The sequence below is a fragment of the Paenibacillus sp. FSL R7-0345 genome (assembly GCF_038595055.1).
GTDB lineage: Bacteria > Bacillota > Bacilli > Paenibacillales > Paenibacillaceae > Paenibacillus_AQ.
The window spans coordinates 2436719-2462324 of sequence record NZ_CP152002.1; the positions used below are offsets into that span (position 1 = coordinate 2436719).

Annotated in this window: 16 protein-coding genes; 15 read left to right on the forward strand and 1 reads right to left on the reverse strand. The window is 52.1% G+C overall.

What is annotated here, in order from left to right:
• The first annotated feature begins 26 nt into the window (after nucleotides 1-26).
• The 10 genes from NST84_RS10090 to NST84_RS10135 all read left to right on the forward strand — a co-directional run bounded on the left by NST84_RS10090 (nucleotide 27) and on the right by NST84_RS10135 (nucleotide 18403).
• Nucleotides 27-8732 (forward strand): chitobiase/beta-hexosaminidase C-terminal domain-containing protein, encoded by an 8706-nt coding sequence (locus NST84_RS10090; protein ID WP_342565450.1) that lies wholly within the window; start codon nucleotides 27-29, stop codon nucleotides 8730-8732.
• 22 nt (nucleotides 8733-8754) lie between these two features.
• Nucleotides 8755-9444, forward strand: coding sequence for a serine protease (locus NST84_RS10095; protein WP_342565451.1), 690 nt, complete (start codon nucleotides 8755-8757; stop codon nucleotides 9442-9444).
• A gap of 122 nt (nucleotides 9445-9566) precedes the next feature.
• Nucleotides 9567-9929 (forward strand): response regulator, encoded by a 363-nt coding sequence (locus tag NST84_RS10100; RefSeq protein WP_342565452.1) that lies wholly within the window; start codon nucleotides 9567-9569, stop codon nucleotides 9927-9929.
• A gap of 76 nt (nucleotides 9930-10005) precedes the next feature.
• On the forward strand, nucleotides 10006-11184 hold the full coding sequence (locus NST84_RS10105) for a MalY/PatB family protein (protein WP_342565453.1): 1179 nt from the start codon (nucleotides 10006-10008) through the stop codon (nucleotides 11182-11184).
• A gap of 10 nt (nucleotides 11185-11194) precedes the next feature.
• Nucleotides 11195-11344 carry a hypothetical protein gene (locus NST84_RS10110; RefSeq protein WP_342565454.1) on the forward strand — a complete coding sequence of 50 codons (150 nt, stop codon included), beginning with the start codon at nucleotides 11195-11197 and terminating at the stop codon, nucleotides 11342-11344.
• Complete coding sequence (locus NST84_RS10115) at nucleotides 11334-12269, forward strand: nucleoside hydrolase (RefSeq protein WP_342565455.1); 936 nt, start codon at nucleotides 11334-11336, stop codon at nucleotides 12267-12269. Before NST84_RS10110 ends, NST84_RS10115 begins: the two co-directional genes overlap by 11 nt.
• 150 nt (nucleotides 12270-12419) lie before the next feature.
• Nucleotides 12420-13664 (forward strand): stalk domain-containing protein, encoded by a 1245-nt coding sequence (locus NST84_RS10120; RefSeq protein ID WP_342565456.1) that lies wholly within the window; start codon nucleotides 12420-12422, stop codon nucleotides 13662-13664.
• Between the two features lie 164 nt (nucleotides 13665-13828).
• Nucleotides 13829-14788, forward strand: coding sequence for a radical SAM protein (locus tag NST84_RS10125; RefSeq protein ID WP_342565457.1), 960 nt, complete (start codon nucleotides 13829-13831; stop codon nucleotides 14786-14788).
• Nucleotides 14789-15008: 220 nt separating this feature from the next.
• A complete protein-coding gene (locus tag NST84_RS10130) occupies nucleotides 15009-17042 on the forward strand; it encodes a methyl-accepting chemotaxis protein (RefSeq protein WP_342565458.1) in 2034 nt (677 codons plus the stop codon).
• A 113-nt stretch (nucleotides 17043-17155) separates the two neighbouring features.
• On the forward strand, nucleotides 17156-18403 hold the full coding sequence (locus NST84_RS10135) for an AraC family transcriptional regulator (protein ID WP_342565459.1): 1248 nt from the start codon (nucleotides 17156-17158) through the stop codon (nucleotides 18401-18403).
• 55 nt (nucleotides 18404-18458) lie between these two features.
• Here the strand turns inward: NST84_RS10135 and NST84_RS10140 are convergent, their stop codons facing one another.
• On the reverse strand, nucleotides 18459-19775 hold the full coding sequence (locus tag NST84_RS10140) for a histidine--tRNA ligase (protein WP_342565460.1): 1317 nt from the start codon (nucleotides 19773-19775) through the stop codon (nucleotides 18459-18461).
• Between the two features lie 308 nt (nucleotides 19776-20083).
• Between NST84_RS10140 and NST84_RS10145 the strand changes: the two genes are divergently transcribed.
• From NST84_RS10145 to NST84_RS10165, 5 genes are all read left to right on the forward strand, one after another.
• Nucleotides 20084-20746 carry an HD domain-containing protein gene (locus NST84_RS10145; protein ID WP_342565461.1) on the forward strand — a complete coding sequence of 221 codons (663 nt, stop codon included), beginning with the start codon at nucleotides 20084-20086 and terminating at the stop codon, nucleotides 20744-20746.
• Nucleotides 20747-20779: 33 nt separating this feature from the next.
• Nucleotides 20780-22225 carry a DEAD/DEAH box helicase gene (locus NST84_RS10150; protein WP_342565462.1) on the forward strand — a complete coding sequence of 482 codons (1446 nt, stop codon included), beginning with the start codon at nucleotides 20780-20782 and terminating at the stop codon, nucleotides 22223-22225.
• 247 nt (nucleotides 22226-22472) lie between these two features.
• Nucleotides 22473-23771 (forward strand): M20 family metallopeptidase, encoded by a 1299-nt coding sequence (locus NST84_RS10155; RefSeq protein WP_342565463.1) that lies wholly within the window; start codon nucleotides 22473-22475, stop codon nucleotides 23769-23771.
• Nucleotides 23772-24073: 302 nt separating this feature from the next.
• A complete protein-coding gene (locus NST84_RS10160) occupies nucleotides 24074-24367 on the forward strand; it encodes a transposase (RefSeq protein ID WP_342561736.1) in 294 nt (97 codons plus the stop codon).
• 11 nt (nucleotides 24368-24378) lie between these two features.
• Nucleotides 24379-25251, forward strand: coding sequence for an IS3 family transposase (locus NST84_RS10165; RefSeq protein WP_342566390.1), 873 nt, complete (start codon nucleotides 24379-24381; stop codon nucleotides 25249-25251).
• The last annotated feature ends 355 nt before the right edge of the window (nucleotides 25252-25606 follow it).

Here is a 25606-nt window from a genome sequence, read left to right on the forward strand (position 1 = left end):
CACAATACAATATGGGTGGTGTCAACATGGCTTTGAAGCGGAAATCAATTATGGGTTATCTGATAGCGCTGGCAGTGGTTGTCGTTGCGGCAGTTGCCGGAGGCATCATGGCCAAGGCTGATCCGCAAACCTGGGACAGCAAGGCGGATACCAGCTGGTATGTCCCGACGAACCAAACCTTTAAGATTGACAGCGAGGCGAAGCTTGCAGGGGTTGCAAAGCTCGTTAACGAGGGAACCGTAGACGGTTTGAAAAACAAAATTCTTGAGATTACACGCAATATGGATCTCAAGGATTATCAATGGATCCCGATCGGTACAGCCGAGAATCCTTTCAAGGGTACTCTGATTACTGACGGCGGTTTGATCAAAACAATCTATAACATGAATACTGTTACCAATGTGTCCTTTCAGGGACTTGTCGGCAACATGGAAGGCGGCACGGTGGGCGGTCTGATTTTTGACCAGACGGGCTCAATCACCGTTACCGGTGTAACTTATGATGTATATGCAGGAGCTGCAGTAGGTAAAATGAGCGGCAGCAGTATTGTTTTTGATATCACCAATAATATCAAAATCAGCACTGACGCAGCTCCTTACAACGCCTATGCAGGCGGAATCGTCGGTATGGGCGAAGGAATGATTTCGAACTCCATTAATAACGGAACCGTTACGGCACAGGGTTCTGCTGAAATCGGCGGTATTCTGGGCTATGGCAGTTCCAGAGGCATTATTATTAAAAAAGTTACCAACAATGCAGCTATCCTTGCCCAGGGCACGGACAGTGCGGTCTTGACCGCCGGCGGGATTGCAGGTCACACTGCAGGAACGCTTAGTCTCAGTGATGAAGATACACCGATCATCAATAACGGCTCTGTCACGATTAGCGGAGGCAGCCAGGTTGCGGCAGGCGGAGTTATCGGGAAAGCCGTTAACACTGTGGTATTCTCCAACATGACTACTAATACTGGTGCAGTTACAGTGAATGCAACAGCGGCACAAAGCTCGGCAGCCGGTGCGCTGATCGGGGCAACCGGAGCCATTGCCAGTCCGGAGATCGGAATTACGTTTGTTAATACCGCTCCAGTAATGAATAACGGCGGCAATAATGTATACACCGGAGGAATTGCCGGATACACCGGCAGCAAATTCACCTGGACGCATGCATATATCAACACGCAGCCGATTACAGCTACAGGAACGCAGAATATAGCTACAGGCGGATTCGTAGGACACGCTGCAGGCGGGCTGGTAACCAGCAATGCTGCTGCAGCAGCGTTTGAGAACAAGGCGCTTCTCTCGGTTAACGGGGGAACAGCAGTATACACCGGCGGAATTGCCGGTTATGATGCAGGCGGGAATATCAGCCAGGCATCCTCCACAGGTACATTAAATGTAAAAGGTACAGCTGATGTATACACTGGCGGTATCGTAGGATATGAAGCCGGAGGAACCATCTCATCGGCTGTAACCGGTAAGACAGCAAGCGATTTGCTGGCAATCACTTCTGACGGTACGATCGGCGGAATCGCCGGCTATCTGGAAGGTACTATTAATGATGCAGCAGTTAAATATGCAACACTTCAAGTAACGTCTCAAGGCGGGGTTGTCGGCGGGATTGCCGGTAACGCGCAAGGAACAATGAACAACATCACTGCCGGAGATGCAGCTTCGCAAGGCTACAGCACCTTGATTCTGAAGGCTGCGGTGGCTGCTCCGGTTGATGGACAGGACAATATCACATTTGGCGGACTTGCAGGTGTGAATAGTAAGCCGCTTACCCTGACTGGCGGTAAGGCTGCCCGGATCAGCTTCCTGAATGAAGCCGGCAAAAGCGGCTATACCATTGGCGGCGCCGCAGGTAAGCTTACTGCAGAAGCGGTTATCGGTACTGCGGCAGTACCTGTAGACGTACGGGATATTCTGGTTGAATTGAAGGCCGATAAGGCAAGCTTCGGCGGCGGCGCAGGGAACAACTCGGCTGCCGAGTTCAACGGACACACAAACCGTATTGAAATCAAGGCAACAGGCGCTTCGGTAAAAGCGGGCGGAATGTTCGGTGAGAACCATTCGGCAGCAGCAAATCCGTACAACCATGCTGAGAAGGTAATCATCACCTCCACAGGTGCGGATAACCTGCTTGGCGGTAATACCGGCCTGAATGACGGACAACTGGTTAATGCTACAGTTACCCAGCTGTCTATTGAAGCAAAGGGTGTACGTGCAGAAGCCGGCGGGATCGCCGGACATTCGGAAGGAACAGCAGATCCTGCCGGACGGGCCGGAATCAAATCTGCTGTGCTGAATGTTCCGGGAAATGACCCGATGATTACGCTGGGCGCGGCGGAATCCAAAGCAGGAGCAATTGTAGGGGCTGCTAAAACTACGGACATTAAAGATCCGGAAGTAAACGCAGAGAATGGTGCTGAAATGTTTATCCAGGTTCTGGCTGCTAAACCGGCAGTCGGCGGCTTTGCAGGTACCCTGGAGAACAGCAGCATCACCAGTGACAGCAAAATCGTAAATCTGGAAGGCATATTCATTCTGGTTCAGCCAGCCGCTACAGATGGTTATATTGGCGGTATGGTCGGCTACAACGAATTCTCCAAGCTTGATCGTCTGACAGGTACAACGATCAGCCTGACAGTTAATGCGCCGCGTGCTACTGTCGGCGGGGTTGCAGGCTATAACCATGGCAACTCTTTTGGAATCATCGCGAACAGCTATATCAGTACGCTGAATCTGAAAGCGAACAGCGGAGCGGTTTCGTCTATGGTCGGGGGAATTGTGGGCTTGAATGCAGCCCAGACCATTGATCCCGTATTGAATCCCGCTGTAGCAGTCAGCACCATTCAGAATACACGTACGCTCGGTACGGTGTCCGCTGAGTCACCTACTTCAATTGTAGGCGGAATGGTCGGAGAGAACCGAACTCTGATTGCGAACAACAGTATTACAGATAAGATTACGGTAATCTCAAGAGGCAATTCATCCATCATCGGCGGTTTGGCTGGTGTAAATACGGCTTCAGGAACGCTCTACTATACGTATTCCAACTCCAACCTGACCATTGAGGGTACAGGTACCCATGGCGGAGGATTGGTTGGTGAGAATGCAGGGGCGGTTCTCGGTTCCTATGTAGATATCGACGTTACCGGTAATGCAAAAGGAACAGCAAGCGCTTCGGTCTACCTCGGCGGACTGATCGGCAGAAATACAGGTACCGTGGAGCAATCCTATTCTTCCTCTAAAGTTACGGCCAACAACATCTATACCATTGTCGGCGGTTTGGTCGGGGAGCACTCCAGCGGGACAATCAAGAACTCTTACGTCGCGAAAAGCGTAGCAGCTACCAAAGCTAATTCCTACGTAGGCGGCTTCATCGGCAGAATTACGAACGGTAAAGTAAGCAATGTATACTCGGCGGCGCAGGTTACTGCCGGTACAGGCGCTTATGCCGGCGGTTTCGCCGGACGTTACGACAATGCAAGCAAAGAACTGCTCTACAAGTCGTATTACATTAAAGATGAAGCACTGAATATCAACAGCGATCTGCCTGACTTTGCTGAGGGGAATCACCGCTGGCTGAATGTGCATGTCCGGCTGACTACCATTCTGTCGGAAACATTGAAGGACAGAATGGTGTTCCCAGGATTGTCGGGCTGGGACTTTGACGGAGCCTGGAAATACGGCTCGCTCAACGCGGTCTACCAGTATCCTGAGGTGAACCGTGCAGCTAATACCGGCGGCGATATCGGCAATGATGTCAATGCCAATATCAACTGGTATATGAAGGACAGAAATGCCATCCGCTTTGAGATAACTACTGAAGCGGAGCTTGCAGGTCTTGCAGCCATCGTCAACGGCACCATTGCCGGAGCGGATAAATTCGACTTTGCGGACAGAACCGTAACCGTCATGAATCCGATTCATATCCAGTCCAAACAATGGGTACCGATTGGCGACAAAGAAGAGAATCCTTTCGAAGGAACCTTTGAAGGAAGCAATCACTTGATTGACGGCCTGACGCTGCAGCCGGTGTACACTTATTCCGGATTGTTCGGGGTTATTGGAACAAAGGCTGTTGTGCAGAACATCAATCTGGAGCCGCTCTCTGTAGCCGGCAACCAGTACACCGGTGTTCTTGCCGGGATGAACCTGGGTACAGTAAACAATGTTGACCTTAAACTGCTGAATGGCATAAAAGTCAGCGGCGGAATTGTCGGCGGGATGATCGGCAGCAACTCAGGCCAAATTTCAGGCCTGCAGCTTACGCTGGACGGCGGAAGCCGGATCGAGACCATTGCTGACGGCGGCATTACCGGAGGTCTGATCGGCGAGAACAACGTGGATATTTTAGGATCTGACTATGTATTACACGATAAAGACGGCAGTATCGGCTCCACGGCAGATCAAGCGGTAGTCGGAGGACTTATCGGTGCCCAGAGCGGGGACGTAACCGATCTGAATTTTGAAGTGAACTCAAGATACAAAGTTTCCTCTACCGGAGCAGAAACGGTTACCGGCGGAATCATCGGGCATTTCCTGTCCGGTCAAGCAGCGAACCTGACGCTGACCTTTACTGACGGATCAGTGGCAGCAAGCGGTCTGGACTCCATCCTTGGCGGTATCATCGGACGGTCGGATGCCGGAAACACCATCAGCAATATTACAGTGACAGGCTCCGGCAGCGGCGTACAGCTGACTGCGAACGGTACTGTCGGTGGGGTTGCAGGTGTTAAAGAAGGCAAACTGGGCGGTAATAAGTTAGCCCGTACTGTGGAGGCTAACAGCTTTGACATCGACCATGCCGTTGTTCAAGATGTGAAACTGGCTACTACAGCAGATAGCCTGAAAGCTGTTGCCGGCGGGATCGCCGGAGCAACATCAGCAGTGGCGATCAATGATGTCCGTGCAGGTGCTGCAATTCAGGCAGCCGGTGAGACAATTTCAGCCGGAGGTATTCTGGGTGAAGGCATCAATTCGATCCTCTATAATGCGGATTCGTCTCCTGATCTTCAGGTAGCGGCCAAGAACACCGAAGTTTCAGTCGGTGGTATTGCCGGAATCATCTCAGCGGATGATATGGACCGGGGCTTTGACTTCGGAAAAGGCTATCCGTTGTACAACGGTATTTATGTTGCTAAGGTTCATAACAGCAATATTACAGTAACAGGAGCGGACAACACAGCTAATCTGTTCGTGGGCGGACTTACAGGCAAGAACAATAATGCCTCTATTTACAGCTCGGAGGTTGAATCCGGTCTGAACGTGACTGGCGGTAATACAGCTAATGTTGGCGGAGTAGCCGGATTCAGCAACGGTATCATTGTTGATACCATCGTGAAGAGCGGTCTGCATGCTGATAATAGCAGAGTGATTAATGCCGGCGGACTTGTTGGCTGGGGACTGGACGGAGAGATTCATTACAGTAAAGTAATCTCCGGCTCCGGACAAGCTCTTTCCATCGGCTCGGCAGTAACACTGGGGCAATCTGTACCGGCAACACGTGCCGGCGGAGTCATTGGCTTGGGTGATTTCATCCAAATCACACATACCCATACAGATATTCCGGTACTGGTTACAGATATCAATCAGGATAATACAATCTATGCAGGCGGCTTTGCCGGACTTCTGGGTGATACCGATACCCGCACTGGACAGATCCAGAAATCCTATGCAACAGGCAAGCTGAATGTCAGCGGCAGACTGGGTTCTTATGTCGGCGGCTTCGCTGGCTCAGTCGATCATTTCACGATCACGGATGCCTATGCTTCCGGTGATATCAGCAACACCGGCTTTGATACCCGCAGCGGCGGTTTCGCAGCATCGGTTGAGCGAAGCGGCAGCATCAGCAACTCTTACGCTTTGCAGAACAAAATTTCTACAGTAGGAGTGAAGTCTTCGACCCGCTCTTACAACGGCGGCTTTGCCGGCTATAATGACGGGACTTTGACAGGCGTATATGCAAATGTTCCGGAGATTTCAGTTAAAGTAACAGGCAATAACGTTTCTACAGGCGCGCTGGTCGGCTACAACTTCCGGGATGGCAAAATCTCCGGTTCGTCGTATACGAAAGGTACGCTGACGGCAGGCCTGAATGCTGTAGGTCATAATGCAGGTTCGGCAGCAGGTGCTGTGAGTTCAGAAGCGGTTAATCCGCTGACTTCGGACATCTGGTTCATGGATTATGACACAACATTCCTGAACGATTTGGCTGATGGAACGATTACGGTTCAAACTCCGCTGCAACTGGCGGGTGCAGTCATGTTCTATAACGAGACAGGATTGAGTTATTACAAGCTGTTCAACAGAACGGCAGAAGACAAACCGGAGCTGGCAACGATCCTGCTGGGGGCAGATATTAACCTTGCCGGAAACAAATGGATCGCATTTGACAGCTTCAAGGGAGTATTTGACGGTCAAGGCCATACGATTAGCGGACTTTCACTGAAATCGGCAGAGCAGAAGACAGCCGGATTCATTAAAGAAAACTATGGCCAGATTCTGAATGTAAACTTTACCGGAGCGGATATTTCCGGCGCAGTAACTTCCGGTATTGCTGCAGGGATCAACCACACAGGTGCAGTAATCCGCAATGTTAACGTCAGCGGTTCCGTAGCCGGCGGTACTACAGCGGGTGGAGCTGCCGGGCTGAATCAGGGAACCATCGAGAAGGTTTCTAATGACGGAGTCAAGCTTTCGGGACAGAGCCGCATTGGCGGAATTGCCGGACGCAATGCCGGTGTTATCCACAATACAGTATCCAAAGGCAATCTGGACCTCACCGCTACACTGGCAGGCGGCGGAATTGCCGGTGAGAACAGTGCGGAAGGTACAATTACCGAGTCGATGTCTTACGGAGATATCCGTGTGGCTTCGGCCCAGGCCATTGCCGGTGGAATCAGCGGCCTGAATGCAGGAGAGATAAAGAACAGCTATTCTGCCGGAGCCGTCTCCGCAGAAGGAATGTCAACAGCATGGGCTGGCGGTATTGCCGGTCTGGCTGAGAGCGGATCCATTTCTTCTTCCCTGAATACCGGGGAAGTCAAAGCTGGAGTGAAAGGACAGATTTTGCCGATGCAGGCCTTCTTCGGAGGGATTGCCGGACAGAAATCTGATCATGCAACGATCAGCCAGTCCTTATTCAACAGACAAATGCTGAAGAATAATATTGCCTACTACAACCTGGACGGCAAAGCAGTGGCTGGCAACAGCAGCAGTGCAATGGGGCTTCTCGGCACTGAACTTACCGGACCGAATCTTCCTGCAGGTCTGGATGCCGGAAGCTGGAACGCACAAACCAGCTTCTATCCGGTACTTCTGGCCTTTAATGGAACAGACGAAGGAACACTGGCATCAGCGGCAGTAATACTGAACCCGCGGGATCTGATTAACCGTGTAGGTTCGGCGTTTAACCTAAGCGCCAGCGGAGCACTGGTATGGAGTGCAGATCCATCCAAGGCTGTTGTGAACGGTGCTGCAGGATCATTGAAACAGGGAAGCAGTGCTGTGCTGACAGCAACAGCAGGCGGACATAGCAGAAATATTACCATTAATGCAGCTGCTCTGAAATACCCTGAATTTGCCAAAGCACCGGTAGCAACACCTGTTGCGAAGACCTTCACGGATGAAGTGAAGGTTGAACTGACAACGGATGAGCCGGGCGGCAGCATCTACTACACGCTGGACGGTTCAACTCCTACAGAGACTTCTCTGCCATATAGCGAAGCAATCGTTCTGAAGGCTACAACGACAATTAAGGCGATTACAATTGCTGAGGGTAAAGAGTACAGTCCGGTAACAAGCGGCACCTGGACGCTGGAAGCTCCTGTATCCAGCGGCGGCGGTGGCGGTGGTGGTGGCGGCGGAGGATTTGTACCTGCCCCGGCTCCAGAGCCGGAACCGGTAATTACAGCCATCACAAGCAATGCTACAGTAAACGGCGACAGTGAAGCACCAGTTACAGTTGCCAAGAACAGCAAGCTGAAGCTGACTGCTCCTGAAGGACAGGTAATCTACTACACGCTCGACGGCAGCACTCCAACGGTGAACAGCACGAAGTACACGGGAGAGCTTCTGATTACAGGAAATATGACGATCAAAATGATCACAGATCAGGATGATACCGTCATTACCATCGAGTACGCAGTTGAAAATGCCAAGTACAGCCTGAAGAGCACTGCCGGCGAGGTCAAGTATATGACTGCATATACAGACGGTACATTCAAACCAAGCGCAGCGATTACAAGATATGAACTGATCTCTTCCCTGGCGCCGCTGCTTAATATGGAGAATGTAAATGTAGGCAATCTGTTCAACGATGTAACAGCTGAGCATGAAGCGCTGACCGCATTCTTTGCTTCAGCCGGTATCATCCAGGGATACCCTGACGGCGGATTTGGCGGTACAAAAGGCTTGACAAGAGCCGAGTTTGCGAAGATTATGACTACAGTGCTTAATCTGGATATGAACACCGCCGGTACTACCAAACAGTCCGATCTGAAGGGCCACTGGTCCGAACAGTATGTTAATGCTCTGTCCAAAGCAGGGTATGTGCAAGGCTTCCCTGACGGAACCTTCAAACCGAACGCTCCGATTACGCGTGCAGAGGCTGTTGTTATGATCAACCGGATTGTCGGCACCAAGAAGCTGACCGTTACGGCTGTGAAATACAAGGATCTGCCTGCCACACACTGGGCGTTCAAAGATATCATGTCAGTAGTGCAATAAACGATAAAGGAATGATTAGCTGATGAAAAAGCAACTGGCCTATCTGTGCATTATAGTCTCCCTGTTGTCTGCAGCCTTCTTTTACAATGGTACTACCAATGCCGATACGCCAGTTGTCAACAATGCTGAACAGACCTATCAGCTTGCAGAGAAGGCAATGTTCTATCTGCGGGTATTGAAAAGCGACGGGACGGCAAGCTCCACGGGGACGGGAATTATCCTGTCCTCCGGCGGAACTGCGGTAACTGCGTACCATGTTGTAAAAGGTGCAGAGCGGATGGAAGGTATACTATCTGACGGGACTGTAATCAGCCCGCTCAGAGTGACCAAGTATGATGAGCTTAAAGATGTAGCTGTGCTTGAGCTGCCTTCACCGGCAGCAATGAAGCTCAAGAATAATGCCTACTCTTACCTTGAGGTGCGCAAATCTGCAGTGAAGCATGGTGAGTCGGTATTCGCGCTGGGGTACCCGCTGAAGAACACCAATATTATTACTGAGGGCATCGTCAATACGCCTGCAGCCGAGATTAACGGCCGCAGCCGGATTTTGACCTCGGCCCAGATTGCCAGCGGAATGTCCGGAGGACCGCTTATGGACGCACACGGCCAGCTGGCCGGAGTGATTTCGGGTTCCCTGAGAACGATGAATAATATTCATCTGATCATTAACAATGATGATCTCCGCAGCCTGCTGCCCGCGACGCTGAAGTAGAGGCGGCATTAGAGACAAAGGCTTTTACAATTTCAATTAAGGCTGTCCCAAGATGTCTGTTGACAGGCGCGGAGGACAGCTATTTTTTTAAATAAAATTACCTGGTGAAAGGCGGGAGAGGAATGATTAGAGCGTTTTTGCTGGATGTGAATCAGGAGGATCTCTACAATCTGGCTGCCATGCTGCACAGATCAGGAAAAATTGCTGTGATCGGGATGTCTTCTCATCCGCAGAGCGCTTTGGAGCAGATGGCCGGCCTGCAGCCGGATGTGCTGTTTCTGGATCTTCAGCTTCATGGCCTGCAGGGAGTGCTGGTTGCCGAGCAGATCAAGCAGCAGCTGCCGGAGATTCAGATCGTGGTTACGACGGGAAGCAAGCAGCATGCGCTATGGGCATTTGACCAGGCGATTGTCGACTATCTTTTAAAGCCGCTTGAAGAAGAAAGGCTGGGCCAATCGCTGGAACGGCTGCGTAAAGGCAGCTGAAGACAGTTAAGGATGCCGGAAGGACTCCCCCTGTGATACAATATTCTGAAAAGTCTAAAGATGGGGGATTGAAGAGATGTACGATTTCGAACGCAAAGTAGACCGCCGCAATACCCGATCCTATAAATGGGACCAGAGTGAAAAGCTGTTTGGCAACAGTAATATTCTGCCGCTGTGGGTAGCGGATATGGATTTTGAGAGCCCTCCAGCGGTAAAAGAAGCGCTAGTCCGCCGGATTGAATCCGGGATCTACGGCTACAGTGTGACCGGCGACTCTTACAAGCAGGCGATTGTCAGCTGGTACAGCCGGCGCCATGACTGGGAGCTTCAGCCGGAATGGATCACCGACTCCCCGGGGATCGTAACCTCGCTGAGTCTTTCCGTTGAGCTGCTTACCCAGCCTGGGGATGAGGTCATTCTGCAATCACCGGTGTATTATCCGTTTTATGATGTCATTAATATGAATGACCGTAAGGTAGCCAAGAATCCGCTGATTCTGAAGGACGGCCGCTATGAAATGGACTACGGGCATCTCGAAGGGCTGATGCAGGGCGGCGCCAAGCTGCTGCTGCTGTGCAATCCGCACAATCCGGGCGGAACTGTGTGGAAGCGTGAGGAGCTGCTGCGTCTGGGCGAGCTGTGCCTGCGTTACGGGGTAACGGTCATTTCCGATGAAATCCATTGCGATATGATCATGCCGGGACATAAGCATATTCCGTTTGCTTCACTGTCAGAGGAATTGGCTGACATTACGGTTACCACACTGGCAGCAACCAAAACGTTCAATCTGCCTGGCCTGCAGACCTCTTACATTGTGGCCAGCAATCCGGAGCTGCGCCGCAAATTCGAGCGTAAGCTGAAGGCGCTCAGCCTGCACATGTCACATTTTTTTGCCCAGGAAGCGGTAGAGGCTGCTTACAATGAAGGAGAGGCCTGGCTGGACGAGCTGATCCTGCATATTGCCGGAAATGCAGAGTATGCGATCAGCTATCTCGCGGAGCATCTTCCTGCTGTCAAGGTTATGCGTCCCGAGGCTACATATCTGCTCTGGATGAACTGCCGGGCACTCGGGCTGGATGCTGCCGGCCTGAAGAAGCTGATGTACAAGGAAGCGGAAGTTGCCTTTAACGAAGGCTCCGTTTTCGGCACGGAAGGCGAAGGCCATCTGCGCATTAATCTGGCCTGCCCGCGTTCGGTGCTTATTGAAGCCTTGCAACGCTTCAGCCGGGCGGCTGCTCCTTATGTCCAGCAGTAGAATAAACTAATTGTTACTTCACATTACAATTAAGCTTGCCGTTGGCCCCTTTGAACACAAGCTGTTCAAGAGGACCGCGGCAGGCTTTTTGCTTGACCTGGCCCAATACAGAGATGAATGGAGAGAACCTGCAAATGAGCTTAACCCGAATGATAATTGACTGTGATACCGGAATTGACGATGCGCTGGCGATCCTGTACGCGCTCCAGGTTCCGGATGTAGTGATTGAGGGGATTACCATGGTCTTCGGCAATACGAGCGTTGAACAGGCGGCTGATAATACGCTGAGACTGCTTGACCTGGCCCGGCCCGATTACGAAATACCTGTTGCCATTGGCGCCCCCAAAGCGCTGGCGCGTGAGCTTGGCGGCTTCTCGCCGCATGTGCACGGGGAGAACGGAATCGGTGATGTCCAGCTTCCCCCGTCTTCCCGGCAGCCTGTGAAAGAGAATGCCGCAGAGTTTATCGTGCGGTTGGCTAATGAACAGCCCGGTGAAATCGTGCTGGTCACGCTGGGACGGCTGACCAATCTGGCGCATGCGCTTGAACTCGACCCGGCTTTGAACGGCAAGCTGAAAAAGGTAGTCGTGATGGGCGGAACGATTTTCAAGCCGGGGAATGTGACGCCGGTGGCCGAAGCCAACCTATGGGGCGACCCGCTGGCAGCAGATCTGGTATTTACCTCAGGACTGCCTGTGCTGATGGTGGGACTGGATGTGACGCTGGAAACGCTGATTACCGCGGAGCATGTGGAGCTGCTGAAACGGCGCGGCAAGGAAGAGAAGCGGGCAGTTATCGATTTCATGGACCAGTCTCTGCAGCATTATTTCAATTTTTACCGTGAGGCGAATTACATTATTAACGCAGCACCGCTGCATGATCCGCTCGCGATGATGGCTGCGCTGCAGCCGGACCTACTGACCTGCCGGCAGATGAAGGTCCGTGTGGAGCATCAGGGTGAGCATACCTCGGGAATGGTTGTGGCCGATCTGCGGGCACAGCCAAAGGTTGGGGAGTTCATTGAAGTGGCCGTTGGAGTGGATGCCCGGCGGGCAGTCGGTGTCTTTTTAAGCGCGTTTATGTAAGTTGCCCGCTGCGCGATTCTGATAGCTATATTTCAACTTATATAGTCAAAAGTGACAATCTATTAATTTGCTAAATTGTGCTAGTTTGGTAAAATGATAGGGTCGTGATTGACCGTCATTCAGAATCTTACAGATTGGGGAATCGAATATATGAAAAGATTAAGCAAGCTGTTATTATGCGCAGCCATTACTTTTAGCGGGTTTACAGCTCTTCCTGTGCAGCCCTCACAGGCTGCCTCAAGCAGCATAACGATTATGCTGGACGGTTATCCGCTGCCGTTCCCGGCCGCACCTACGGTGATGAACGGAACAACGATGGTGCCGTTCCGGGCCATATCGGAAGCGCTTGGCATTAAGGTGGAATGGAATCAGACAGCCAAAAAAATTACCGCAACCAAAACGGAAACCGCCGGTTCTACAGTAGTCACGCTTACACTGGGCAGCAAGACGGCAACGGTGAACGGGGCGGCTGTGAAGCTGGCTGTTGCGCCGCAGAATATTAACGGTACGACCATGATTCCGCTGAGCTTTTTCGGACAGCAGTTTGGAGCAGGCGTCAGCTGGAATCAGGCGTCGAAGACTGTGTCCATCACTTCACCTAAAAGAGACCTGTATACACTCGGCTTCTACGCGCAGAAATCATACGGTGAGGTGTCGCTGATTCCAGACTTTGATGCGGTGGCCTTCGGCTGGAGCCGTATCGACCGCAGCGGCCAGTTTACAACGAGCAGTACGGACTTCTGGTGGCCGAAGGCTGACGGGGACGTAACGCCGGAGTCCATTGTGCAGAACGCCGCAGCCGGGGGCACTACTCCATATTTGATGGTCTATTCGGGAGATAAAGAGCTTGAGCTGACCAGGAATCTCGAAGATCCGGCTTTGCAGCAGCAGACGATCTCAAGCATCGTCTCGCTGGCGACCGAGAAGGGCTTTAAAGGCATTGGACTGGACCTCGAGGGGCTGGGGCTGACCGGTGACAAGCAGCAGGTGCAGAGCGAGTTTAATACGTTCGTGAAGAATCTGGCGGCGGTAGCCCGTCCGGCCGGTCTCAAGCTGACCGTTATTTTGCCGCCGCTGAACGGCTCTTATAAAGGCTATGACTACAAGACGCTGGCAACACTGGCCGATGATCTGGTCATTATGGCTTACGCCTATGAGGACGAATCCAGACCGGAGCCGCTGGCTATGGTCGACCAGGGCATCCGCCTGGCTTTAGAGCAGGTCAGTAAAGACAAGCTGATTCTCGGCATCTCGGTATATAGTGAGAATGAAACTTCAGTGAATGCGAAGATTGGACTGGCAAAGCGCTACGGCCTCAAAGGTATTGCCATCTGGCGACTGGGGCTGATCGGGCAGCCGGTGTGGAACGAAATGGGCAAATCAGTGGAATTATAATTTTTTTTTGTGAGGAAGGGACTGCCGTGTGCAGTCTCTTTTTTGCCGATTCCTATGAAGCCGGACAAGCTCACTACAACAAATGTCACATTAACCTGGGCGTGAAACCTTTATAATTTTCAGGGCTGACCGCAGAACAGAACATTTTATTTACAGGAGGACATTTGAGCATGAGCATAAAATATAAAGCACTGGAGCTTGATAAGCCGCTGACGTATGAGCTGGAGGGGCTTGAAGTAGGCGTTACCTCGAACTGCAATTTCCGCTGCGATTACTGCTGCGCCTATAATAGAAATGACGGGGAGGCCATCAACGGCAAGGAGGTTATCCGCATACTGGAGGAGCTTCCGGGGCTGAAGCGGGTCCGTCTTTCCGGCGGCGAGGTTACGCTGAAGTTCCAGGATTGTGTGGAGATTGTGGCTTACTGCTCATCCCGCGGTATCCAGACCCAGCTGAATTCCAACGGCAGTCTGCTGAATGCGGAGCGGATCGAACAGCTGGTGAAGGCCGGCCTGACTACGATACATATTTCTTTTAACTTTACGACTGCAGAAGGCTTTTCAAAATATTACAATATTCACCCGACCGTCTACGAAAAAATCAGAGAGAACATCACCATGTTCGCCAAAACGGATGTGAATGTGGTGCTGGAAACCCTGCTGTTCGATCAGACCCAGGATAATATGCAGGAGATCAGTGACCATGTCTACTCCATGGGTGTGCGGACCCACGAGATCCAGAACAGTATCATTATGGGCCATACCGGCTGGAAGGCGATTGCGGCACAGGAGAACCTGAAGAATGCTGTAAATCAGCTGATTGCTCACAGAAAAGAGGATACGACACTATACTTCACCTGCATGGACCGGTTTATGGACAGACTGGGCTTTGAGGAGCAGCCGGGTGTCTATTTCCCGCACTGTATTGAAGGCAAGAAGCAGCTGCATCTGCACGGCAACGGCGATATTCTGATCTCCGAGCTGTGCCATCCGGTTATTATCGGCAATATTTACAAGGGAACCTCGCTGAATGAGCTGTACAGCAACATGCCTAAACCGCTGGAGCGGTTTTTGGAGAAGCAGCCGTGCCCGGCGCTGGATGCGCTTTTTCCGGCAGAAGTGTAGGCTTTACAGTTAAAAGAGTATACGGCCCATTTCTCTAATTCAAGAGAAGGGGCTTTTTTTTATTTGCTAACATTCGACAAAGTGTGATGATTTTCGTCGAAAAACATCATTTCATCTACAATATTCTGCAGAATACTCCGATATAAATTGTAATAATTGTTACAAATTTAAGTCTTTTTTATGAACATTTATAAGATGAGGGTGGAAGGGTGTTTAGATAATGAAAATTCGGATGAAGCTATCGGTTTTGATGATTACCGTCACACTTATTTCTACTGCAATGATGGGCATTTCTACGTACTACAAATCTACCGGCACAATTATGGATCTCACCGAATCTGCAATGGCCCAGGTCAACACGAACAAAGCACAAACTATCGAAGCTATGATCGACAAAGAAAAGCGCAGCATGCAGCTGGTAGCCGGAGAACCGGAAATCGCTGAACTGCTGCTGAAGGATGCGGCTGGAGAATCAGCCGAGGGGAATGAGCTGCGGGCACAGATGAATGCCAGACTGCAGGAGCAGGTTAAAGATGCAGGTAATCTGGAGCATATGTTTGTAGTTAACATGCAGGGTATCGCGGTCGCTGACAGTGACACTTCACTGGTGGGCGCAGATTTCAGTGAACGGAACTATACTATTAATGTGATCAAGACCAAGGCGGCAGTAATCAGCGAAACGCTGAAGTCGAAGTCCACGGGGGCTTATGTGCTTGCTTTTGCCCATCCGGTAATGAATAACGGCGAAATGATCGGGTTCGTAGCTTCGGCCGTCAATGCGAACAGTATCATTAAATATCTGGCGGATGCCAAGGTAGCCAATGCCCCTTCTTCCTACGCTTATCTGATCGATGAGACCGGCAATATACTGTATCATCCGGATGAAAGCAAGATCGGCACCCCTGTAGAAAATGCACAGATCAAAGGTGTAGTGGAACGGATAAAGTCCGGGGAAACAGTTGCGGATGACAATGTGCAGTATGTGTACAATGGCATGCAGAAAAAAGCGGCGTATACCGTCCTCCCGGCAACCAAATGGACGCTGGTGCTGACCGGCGACCTGGATGAAGTGTTGCTGCCGGTTGATAATATGACGAATTATATTGTTTTGCTCGGACTGGGCAGCCTGCTGCTGACTCTGCTGATCGGAATAATGGTGGCTACCCGGATATCCTCGCCGATCATTAAGCTGACAGAGCTGATGAACAAGACGGCTGAGCTGGATTTGAAATATGATAAGCAGTATGTGTACCTGTCCCGGAATAAGGACGAAACCGGTACAATTGCCACGGCGATATTCCATACACGGGCCGTTCTGCGCGATATGGCCGGCAGCCTGGTCGGGATTTCAGGCAAGGTTCTGGATAATGCGGTGCTACTAGAAAAGCTGTCAGTTGACGTCCGCGAGAATGCGCACGACAACTCGGCAACTACAGAGCAGCTGTCTGCCGGGATGGAGGAGACTGCGGCCTCTACCCAGGAGATGACTGCAGCGATTTATGAGGTCCAGACTAATGTGCAGCTGATTTCCGGCCGGGTCAGGGAAGGTGCCGATGTATCCGGGCATATTACTGAACGGGCACTTGCCCTGCAGCATGATGCCATAGAATCAACAGACAGAGCTAAACGGATCTATGATGCGGTAAAGACGGAACTGGAACAAGCGATCCGGCAGTCAGGAGCAATCAATGAGATTAATGTGCTTGCAGATACCATCCTGTCGATTACGGGCCAGACCAATCTGCTTGCGCTCAATGCGGCGATCGAAGCTGCCCGGGCGGGTGAGGCAGGCCGCGGCTTTGCAGTCGTGGCAGGCGAGATCCGCAAGCTGGCGGAGAAGTCATCAGAGACGGCATCCGGCATTCATGATGTTGTCCAAAATGTCTACTCCGCTGTCGAACAGATGCGGGAGCATTCAGAGGCGGTGCTCGCTTTCATTGACCAGAACGTGCTTGGAGATTATGAGCGGCTTACCGAGGTCAGCCAGCAGTACAATGAGGATGCTTCCACGATCAATGAGCTGATGGGCCAGTTTGCCGAAGCCGCTGATCATCTGAATGAGACGGTATCCGGCATTTCCATTGCTGTGAACGAGGTTGCAGCTACGGTTAATGAAGGGGCTATCGGCGTACAGGATATTGCCGTCAAAACCGCTGACATCGTGGAGAAAACGTTCCACGAGGCGGCTATGGCAGATGAGAATACTCAAAGCGCCAGAGAGCTGCAAGGTCTGGTAGAGAGATTTAAAATTTAACTTTATTTGGCTCCCCAGCGGTTCTTCCTGGTATTTCGGTCCATAATAATAGTAAGAATATTAATGTGGATGTGAAGTGTAGTGCTTCATGCTGAAATAAAGGGGGATACGGGATGGTTGAAATCTCGTTAGAAGAGGAGCTGCTGCCGGCAAGCGGACAAGTGCGCCTGCTGCAGGAGAGCTTTCTCCTGCAATTGATCAGGGAAGACTGGCCGGGTACGGATCATGTCAGAACACGGCTGCGCCAGCTTAAGCTGGCTCCTCTTGCCGCTGAGGGGCTCAGGCTGCGGTTTGCCGCAGCAGAGCTGAAGCTGCCGGCTGAAGGCGTGTCACCTGCGGTGAGGCGCCGGCAGCTTGCCGCAGGCACCTGGTTCCAGCTTGTATGCCGGGAGGCGGCAGCCGGGTGGAAGCACATTTATCCGTTCGTAAATGAAGCTAATCCGCTGCAGGTTTTCTTCGTCATTCCTCTCAAGGAAGGTTCCGGGCATGCCGACCGGACCGGGCGCTTTCTGACAGAGCTGGAGCAGAAACTGAACGCCGCTGTGGAACAGGATTGTACTGTGGCTGTGGCAGCCGGACTTGAGATCAAGGGGCTGAAACGGCTGAGAAATGCCTTTGCTTCCTGCCTGTGTAATCTGGATTTGAATGGCCGGCCAGGTATGGGGCCAGGGGAAGCAGATGCGGCAATGCCTGTCATGACCTGGTTATCCCCGGAGGAAGAGCGCCGGCTGCTGCAGATTATTGAGACTGCGGACACCTTTGCTTTTGAGCAGGAGCTGACCGCCTTATTCGGAGCGGAAAAGCATTCAGCAGGTCTCTCTGCCGCCCAGCTGTATCAGGCGGTACGGCTCCAGCTGCTGCTCACCGTGGCCGCCGGAAAGTTTGCTTTCAGAGGCACTGCGCTCTGTAAATACCTGTGGAACAGCCATGCCATGCTTGCTGCCTGTACCTCTCCGGCACAGCTGACAGAGCAGCTGTCTGCCCTGGGGCTGCTGGTAATGGATGAAGTGAAGCTGGCCCGCCAGTCACCGGAAAGAGGTCTTGCCGAGGCCGTCCGTAAATATATAGAACGGAATTACGGCTGGGAGCTCCAGCCGGCGGCAGCGGCGCAGCTCTTCGGCGTGGAGGAGGGCAGCCTGACCAGGCAGTTCAAACAGCACGTTGGCATACCGTTTGCTGATTATACCGTCAAGATCAGGATGGGCAGAGCAGAGCAGCTGCTGCCGGATGAGAAGCTGAAGCTTACAGACCTTGCACCGCTCGTCGGCTATGCCAGCCTCAGCCATTTCGTCAGTGCATTCAAGAAATACAGCGGCAAGAGCCCGAAGGAATTCCGCGAGCGGCTGCAGAAGAGCCATTAACAGATAGATTAAAGAGGCCGCTCTGGTATGACAGATGCGGCCTTTTTTTGAGGTCTTAATCGGTAAAGTGGCTGGGAATAGCACCCTCCGGCTTCGAACAATCCCTAATCATTTCTATAGCCTCCTCCGCAGTAACCAATCGCTCGGTCTGCAGGACCATGTCTTTGAGCCGGAGTTTACCAAGCGCGGCTTCGCTTTCGCCCATCAGCAGGCACAAGCGGATGCCTTTGGCGGAGGCGGCGGCCAGTATTTTTTTGAGCTTGCGTGTACCGGTGTCCACACTTACGCGGATGCCTGCATTCCGCAGAACGGCTGCAGCTGACAGTGCCTGGGGCATGGTCCCGCCAATCGGAATCAGCAGCACACTTGAACTCGCTTCCTGCACCGGACGTTCACTCAGCAACGCCATAATCGACTCCATGCCAAAGGATATGCCGACTGTAGGAACATTGATATCGTCCCGTCCGATCAGCTTGCCGATAATGTCATCATACCGCCCGCCTCCGCCCAGGCTGGAGGTATAGCTGCCGGTGGCATCAAAAATTTCATAGACCGTTCCGGTATAAAACGACAAGCCCCGTGAGAGGAACGGGTCAAATACACATACTGTAGAGAGCCCCGTGGCCTCAATCAGCTCCTGTAGTCCTTGAACCTCAAGTGCGCCCGGCTGGCCGCTGAGCCCATATCTCTCTGTAAGAGTGCTGAAATCCGGAACTTCCGTCTCCAAAAGCCTGCTTATGGCAAGCACCGCCTGCTCGGTCAGCCCCTTGCCGCGCAGCTCGGCCAGCACACCCGGCAGACCGATTTTGGCCAGCTTGTCGAGGGTCAGCATCACCGACAGGCTTTCTTCTGCGGGAACGCCAGCCGAGGCAAGAATTTCACCCAGAAACCGGCGGTTATTCCATTTCAGAACGATGGGGATATCAAGCCTGCGGAAGACTTCCGCGGCCAGCTGCATCAGCTCGGCTTCGGCCTGCGGGCCTGCAATGCCGGCTACATCGGCGTCGCATTGCAGGAACTCGCGCAGCCGGCCTTTTTTGACTGGACCGTCCCGGAATACCTTGCCCATTTCATAGCGCTTATACGGAAATACGATGCCGGGATTCAGCGCAATGACTTTGGCAAACGGAATGGTCAGGTCATAACGCAGGCCCAGTCTCCGTCCGCCCTGGTCGGCCAGCTGGTACATCTCACGGAGAATTTCGTCGCCGCCGGCATATTTGGAGGTCAGCAGCTCCAGCTCATTCAGCAGGGCTGTCTCCATCGGTTCAAAATCATACAGCTCAAACAGCCCGCGCAGCACCGTCTGAACCTTTTGTCTTACCGCCTGTTCGCGTCCGAAATAATCATAGGTTCCTTTAATATTTTGCATAATTAGCAGCTCCCTCGAGTTTGGAATATAAAAAAACGCGCCGGACCCCGTGGTCCTGCGCGTTCCTATTCCGCAGGGAGGTCAAACGCGAATAGCGTTAGCCTCCCTGAATATGTTCAGGTGTGCTAACGCTGCTTGTGATGATGAAGCTGATTCTGTATGATGGAAATGCTGTTTATAAGGTTCACCGTGATCAGCTCCCTTGCAGATTTTGATTAATGCACATTATAGCGGATGATACGGAGCGGTGCAAGCGGCAAATGCTGCAGACGGTATAGAATGACTAATGGAAATGAGGCATTGCAATAATGGATCAGGTACAAATCGTAAAGGCAGCCGAGCATTTTGCCAAAGAGCAATTAAGTCTGGATACTACGGGGCATGACTGGTTCCATACGGACCGTGTACGTAATACTGCCGCACTGATCGCCGGTATGGAAGGGGCGGATGTGTTCATCTGCGCCGTTGCAGCCCTGCTGCATGACGTAGCCGATGAGAAGCTGAATGCTTCCAAGGAAGCGGGGCTGGACAAAGTACAGGTCTGGCTGGAGGCTCATCTGGAGGATGCAGAGCAGACCGGACATATTATGCAGATCATCGGGACAATGTCCTTCAGCGGCGGCGGGGGAGCCGGGATGGCAACGCTGGAGGGGCAGTGTGTGCAGGATGCGGACCGGCTGGATGCGCTGGGGGCAATCGGCATTGCGCGGACGATGGTTTTTTCGGGGGCCAAAGGCCGTCCGGTTTACGATCCGCTGGAGGCTCCGCGGGAAGAATCGCTGAAGAAGGAATACCGCGACTACTCCAAGGGGACGGCCGTTAATCATTTTTATGAGAAGCTGCTGAAGCTGAAGGATCTGATGAACACGCCGTACGGGCGCAAGCTGGCGGAAGAGCGGCATAACTTTATGCTGCTGTATCTCGATCAGTTTTATAAGGAATGGAACCAGGGCAGCGAGAAGCTGTTATAATGGGACAAGGCTTACAATGGAAGGAACAACTACATGAGCGAATTGCAGTTTAGAGATTATGGGTTAAATGAAGAAATCATCAAGGCGCTGGATGTGCTGGGCTATTCGAGCCCGACAGAAGTGCAGAGCAAGGTGATTCCTGTTGCCCTTAAGGGTCAGGATCTGATCGTGAAGTCACAGACCGGCAGCGGTAAAACCGCCTCGTTCGGCATTCCTGTCTGCGATCTAGTGGACTGGGCAGAGAATAAGCCGCAGGTGCTTGTACTGACACCGACACGCGAGCTCGCCGCACAGGTTAAAGAGGATATTACCAACATCGGACGCTTCAAACGGATCAAGGCCGTGGCCCTGTTCGGTAAGCAGCCGTTCGCCCCGCAGAAGATTGAACTGACGCAAAAAACACATGTCGTCGTAGGCACGCCGGGACGTGTGTTCGACCATATCGAGCGCGGCACATTGCCGCTGAATAAGATCAGGACGCTTGTCATTGACGAAGCGGATGAGATGCTCAGCATGGGCTTTGTCGAGCAGATTGAGAAGATTATCAAGCAGCTGCCCAAGGAGCGGGTTACGATGCTGTTCTCGGCCACTTTGCCGGAAGCCATCAAGAATCTGTGCCGCAAATACATGACCGAGCCGGTGGATATTGAAATTGAAGCCAGCGGAATCACGACGGCTACTATTGAGCATGCGCTGATTGAGGTCAGACAGGCGGCGAAGTTCGGGCTGCTGCTGGACCTGCTGACGGTGGAGAACCCGGACAGCTGTATTATTTTTTGCCGGACACAGGAGCAGGTAAATGACCTGTTCCGGGGGATGGCTGATCAGGAGCTGCCGGCGGACAAGCTGCACGGCGGGATGATGCAGGACGAGCGGTTTGAGGTGATGAACGCGTTCAAGCGGGGCCAGTTCCGTTATCTGATTGCTACAGATGTAGCTGCCCGCGGCATTGATATCGAGAATATTACCCATGTCATCAACTACGATATCCCGATGGAAAAAGAGAGCTACGTACACCGCACCGGCCGGACCGCCCGCGCAGGCAAAAGCGGCAAAGCGATTACGCTCGTTACGCCCAATGAGCATAAATGGGTGAAGGACATCGAAGGCTACATCGGATTTGCAATTCCGCAGATGAAGGCTCCTTCGGAGGATGCCGTAGCCTATGCCAAGCCGGCTTTTGAACAAAAGCTCGGTAAACAGCAGGTCCGCAAGGCCGGCAAAACCGAGGTGATGAACCGGAACATCATGAAGCTGTATTTCAATGGCGGCAAAAAGAAGAAGCTGCGTGCGGTTGATTTTGTCGGAACGATTGCCAAGCTTGAGGGGATGACTGCCGATGATATCGGGATAATTACCATTCAGGACAACGTAACTTATGTGGATATTCTGAACGGCAAAGGCGCAATGGTGCTGCAGGCGATGAAGGATACGACCATTAAAGGCAAGCTGCTTAAAGTGCATATCGCGAAAAAATAGCAGGTTTAAGCGGGTACCGGCCTCTGGAGCGTAATCAAAGTTTAGCTGCAGTCCGTAAATCCTGCGACAGCCCCGTTTCACTGTGGAGACTTGTACTCTGCAGGGAAACGGGGCTGTTTTTTTTGAAAGAGCAATCAAGCTGCCGTGTGCTGAAAACAACGTGACATTTTGGGCTGCAAACCGCGGCGGAATAGCGTACATTTCAACATAATTATTTGAAATTATGCTGCCAAAGGGGTTGTGGAAAATGATAGATGTGAGAAGCCGGGAATTTGCCGTTCCCTTTTTGCAGAGTCTGATTAAGGTGGATACCTGTAACCCGCCTGGGAATGAGCATCGATTAGCTCTGGTGCTGCAGGAGTATTTGCGCAGGGAAGGCCTGGAAAGCAGCGTCAGCATTGTCGGGCAGGGGCGCAGCAATCTTGAGGCGGTGATTGCCGGCTGCGGGGAACGGAAGCTGATGTTCTGCGGACATCTCGATACCGTCAGCCCATGGACTGCCGAAGCGGGAAAATACCCGCCGCATGGTGCTGTAATTGAGGACGGCCGGATGTACGGCCGTGGCACCTCCGATATGAAAGGCGGGCTGGCAGCCATGCTGCTCGCAGCCTTATCCCTGCAGCAGGAGGGTATCCGGCTTGGCGGGGATCTGATCGTGCTGGCGACAGCCGGTGAAGAGGTGGACAGCTGCGGGGCCCGGCACTATGCGGAGCAGCATAACCTGGAGGAGCTGGACGGCCTGGTGATTGCCGAGCCGACGGGCAGCCGGGTTGCTATCGGCCATAAGGGGGCGTTATGGCTGCGGATTACGCTGCATGGGCGGAGCGCCCACGGCTCGATGCCTCAGCTTGGGCTAAACGCTGTAGAGGGAATGCTGGAAGTGATAACGCTGCTCAAGCAGCATGCGCTGGAGTGGCAGGCCCATGATCCCGTTCTCGGATCAAGCAGCCTCTCCGTCAACACCATCGCCGGCGGCGTACAGACTAATGTGATCGCTGACCGCTGCAGCATCGACGTGGATATCCGGACGGTTCCGCCGCTGCAGCACAGAGAACTGCTGGCCGCAATCACGGCCAGGCTTGATGGCATGCAACTGAATGCCGGCTTCCGCTATGAGGTGCTGGAGCTGCTGGACCGGAGTGTGGTCTACACCGATCCGGGTGCGGAGCTGATCCGCACTGCGCTTGAGCTTGCCGGCGGGCCGGGGAGGACGGCTGCACAAGGAGTTGAGGCGATCGCTGCTGGCCCCAATGTGGCTGCTGATCATGCGGACGGGAACGTTGTGGCTAAAAGGGGCGGAGGAGCAGACGAGAACGTTAGCGCTACAACAGGAGGGGTTCCAGCTACTCCAGCTGTGCAGGGAGTGTCGTATTACACGGATGCTTCCGTGCTCCATAATCACGGCAAGCTGCCCGTGCTGATCTACGGACCCGGAGATCCCAAACTGGCCCATCAGCCTGATGAGTGGATCGATATTGAAGCGTATCTTGAATCGATCAGCTTTTATCGGGAGCTGGCGGTTCGTTTTCTTGGAGTAGCAAAATAGAGTCCTCGGCTACGCCGTCCACTATGCAGGCATATGCTGCCGGAGTGGGATGAATGCTGCAAGCGGTATTAACAGTATGTTTATCACTTTAGCAGAATCTTCATCTGCCCCAGCAGCATCAGTAGCAGCATCGCATCGAAATCGTCCTCCTCGAATTTGTCTATCCTAACGGACATAGATGACGCTATTCTTCGAAAAATCAGCTCTCTGCAAACCTAACGGACTCAGTGAGTTAGACTAATAAGTAGACACGGTAAATCCAACCCAAGATAATAGAATAAACTCTAAAAGAGGTGGTAACCGTGGCGGAACGGAAGCGATATAACAAACAGTTCAAAGAAGAAACGGTGAAGTATATCCAGGAACAAAGAAAATCCATGGACGAGATTGCCCTGGAACTTAATATTCCCAAGGGGACTCTCAAGAGCTGGATGATGACCTACCGGCAGTTCCCCGATGAACCGTTTGTAGGAAGTGGTAAGCTGCGTACTCAAGAACAACAGATTGTAACGCTAGAACAAAAGAACAAAGATCTCGAAGAGGAAGTCGCTATCCTAAAAAAAGCGTTGCACATCTTCAGCAAAGACCGGAGCTGAAATTTCAGTTTATTGAGGAGCACCGCTCAACATTCCGGATCGAGAAGATGTGCAGCGTACTCGGTGTATCCCGAAGTGGATATTACAAATGGCGGACAGCCCCTCCTAGTAAACGGAAGCAGAGCCGAGACTATCTGGTCGAGCGTATTAAGTACCACTTTCATGACAATGATGCGATTTATGGCAGTCCAAAAATCACCAGAAAACTGCATGAAGAAGGACTCTCGGTTGGTGAAAAAACCGTAGGTAGACTCATGCGGGCACATGAGCTCCGCTCCCAGGCGATGGGAAGATTTAAAGTCCAAACCACAGATTCAAACCATGACTCCCCCATTGCTCCGAATTGGCTAAACCAACATTTTGATGTGTGCACAAAACCTAACCAAGTTTGGGTTACAGATATTACCTATATCCGTACGCGCCAAGGCACGGTCTATTTAGCGAGTGTTCTTGACTTGTACACGCGTAAAATTGTGGGTTGGCAGCTCGGAAACCGAATGAAAGTAGAGTTGGTTTCTGCGGCGCTAGACAAGGCCTACGCAGCCCAGAAACCGGACAAGGGAGTCATTCACCATTCGGACCGGGGAAGCCAGTACGCCTCCGTAGAATACCGCAAGAAGTTAAAAGAGTACCATATGATTCGCAGTATGAGTCGCAGGGGAAACTGCTACGACAATGCGTGCATTGAATCGTTCCACAGCATTCTTAAGCGAGAAATGATTTACCGTAGGGCGACCTTCCAAACTCAGAAAGAAGCTGCAAACCATCTGTTCCGTTATATTGAGTTCTTTTACAACCGGAAACGAATACACAGTAAGCTAGGTTATCTCTCCCCGGATCGCTTTGAGTCACAGTATTACAGCACACTTAAACGTGCCAACTGACCCTTTTTACCGTGTCCACTCTGTTGACTTAAGCACACAGATGCACTTATTTGCCGCAAAACGGAGCTTTTTTGCCGGAATTGCTCCACATAAGGGCGCTGGTGTCCGTTAGAATTGGAAATGAAGCTATTTTGGTCGGATAAGGTCACTGGGGTCCGTTAGAAATCCGAAAGACTTGGCTGTTAGTTTGCAGAGGGCTTTGGACCGGTGGGGCTTACAATAGTACGCGTAGTAGTAGGATTGGAGTGGCAGTAATAGCAGATTTAGCAGTATTAATAGTGTCAGTAGTACTAGTATAGTTAGCCGAAGTAGCAAACTTAGCAGTAATAGTGGAATGAGCACAATCACAAGCAGT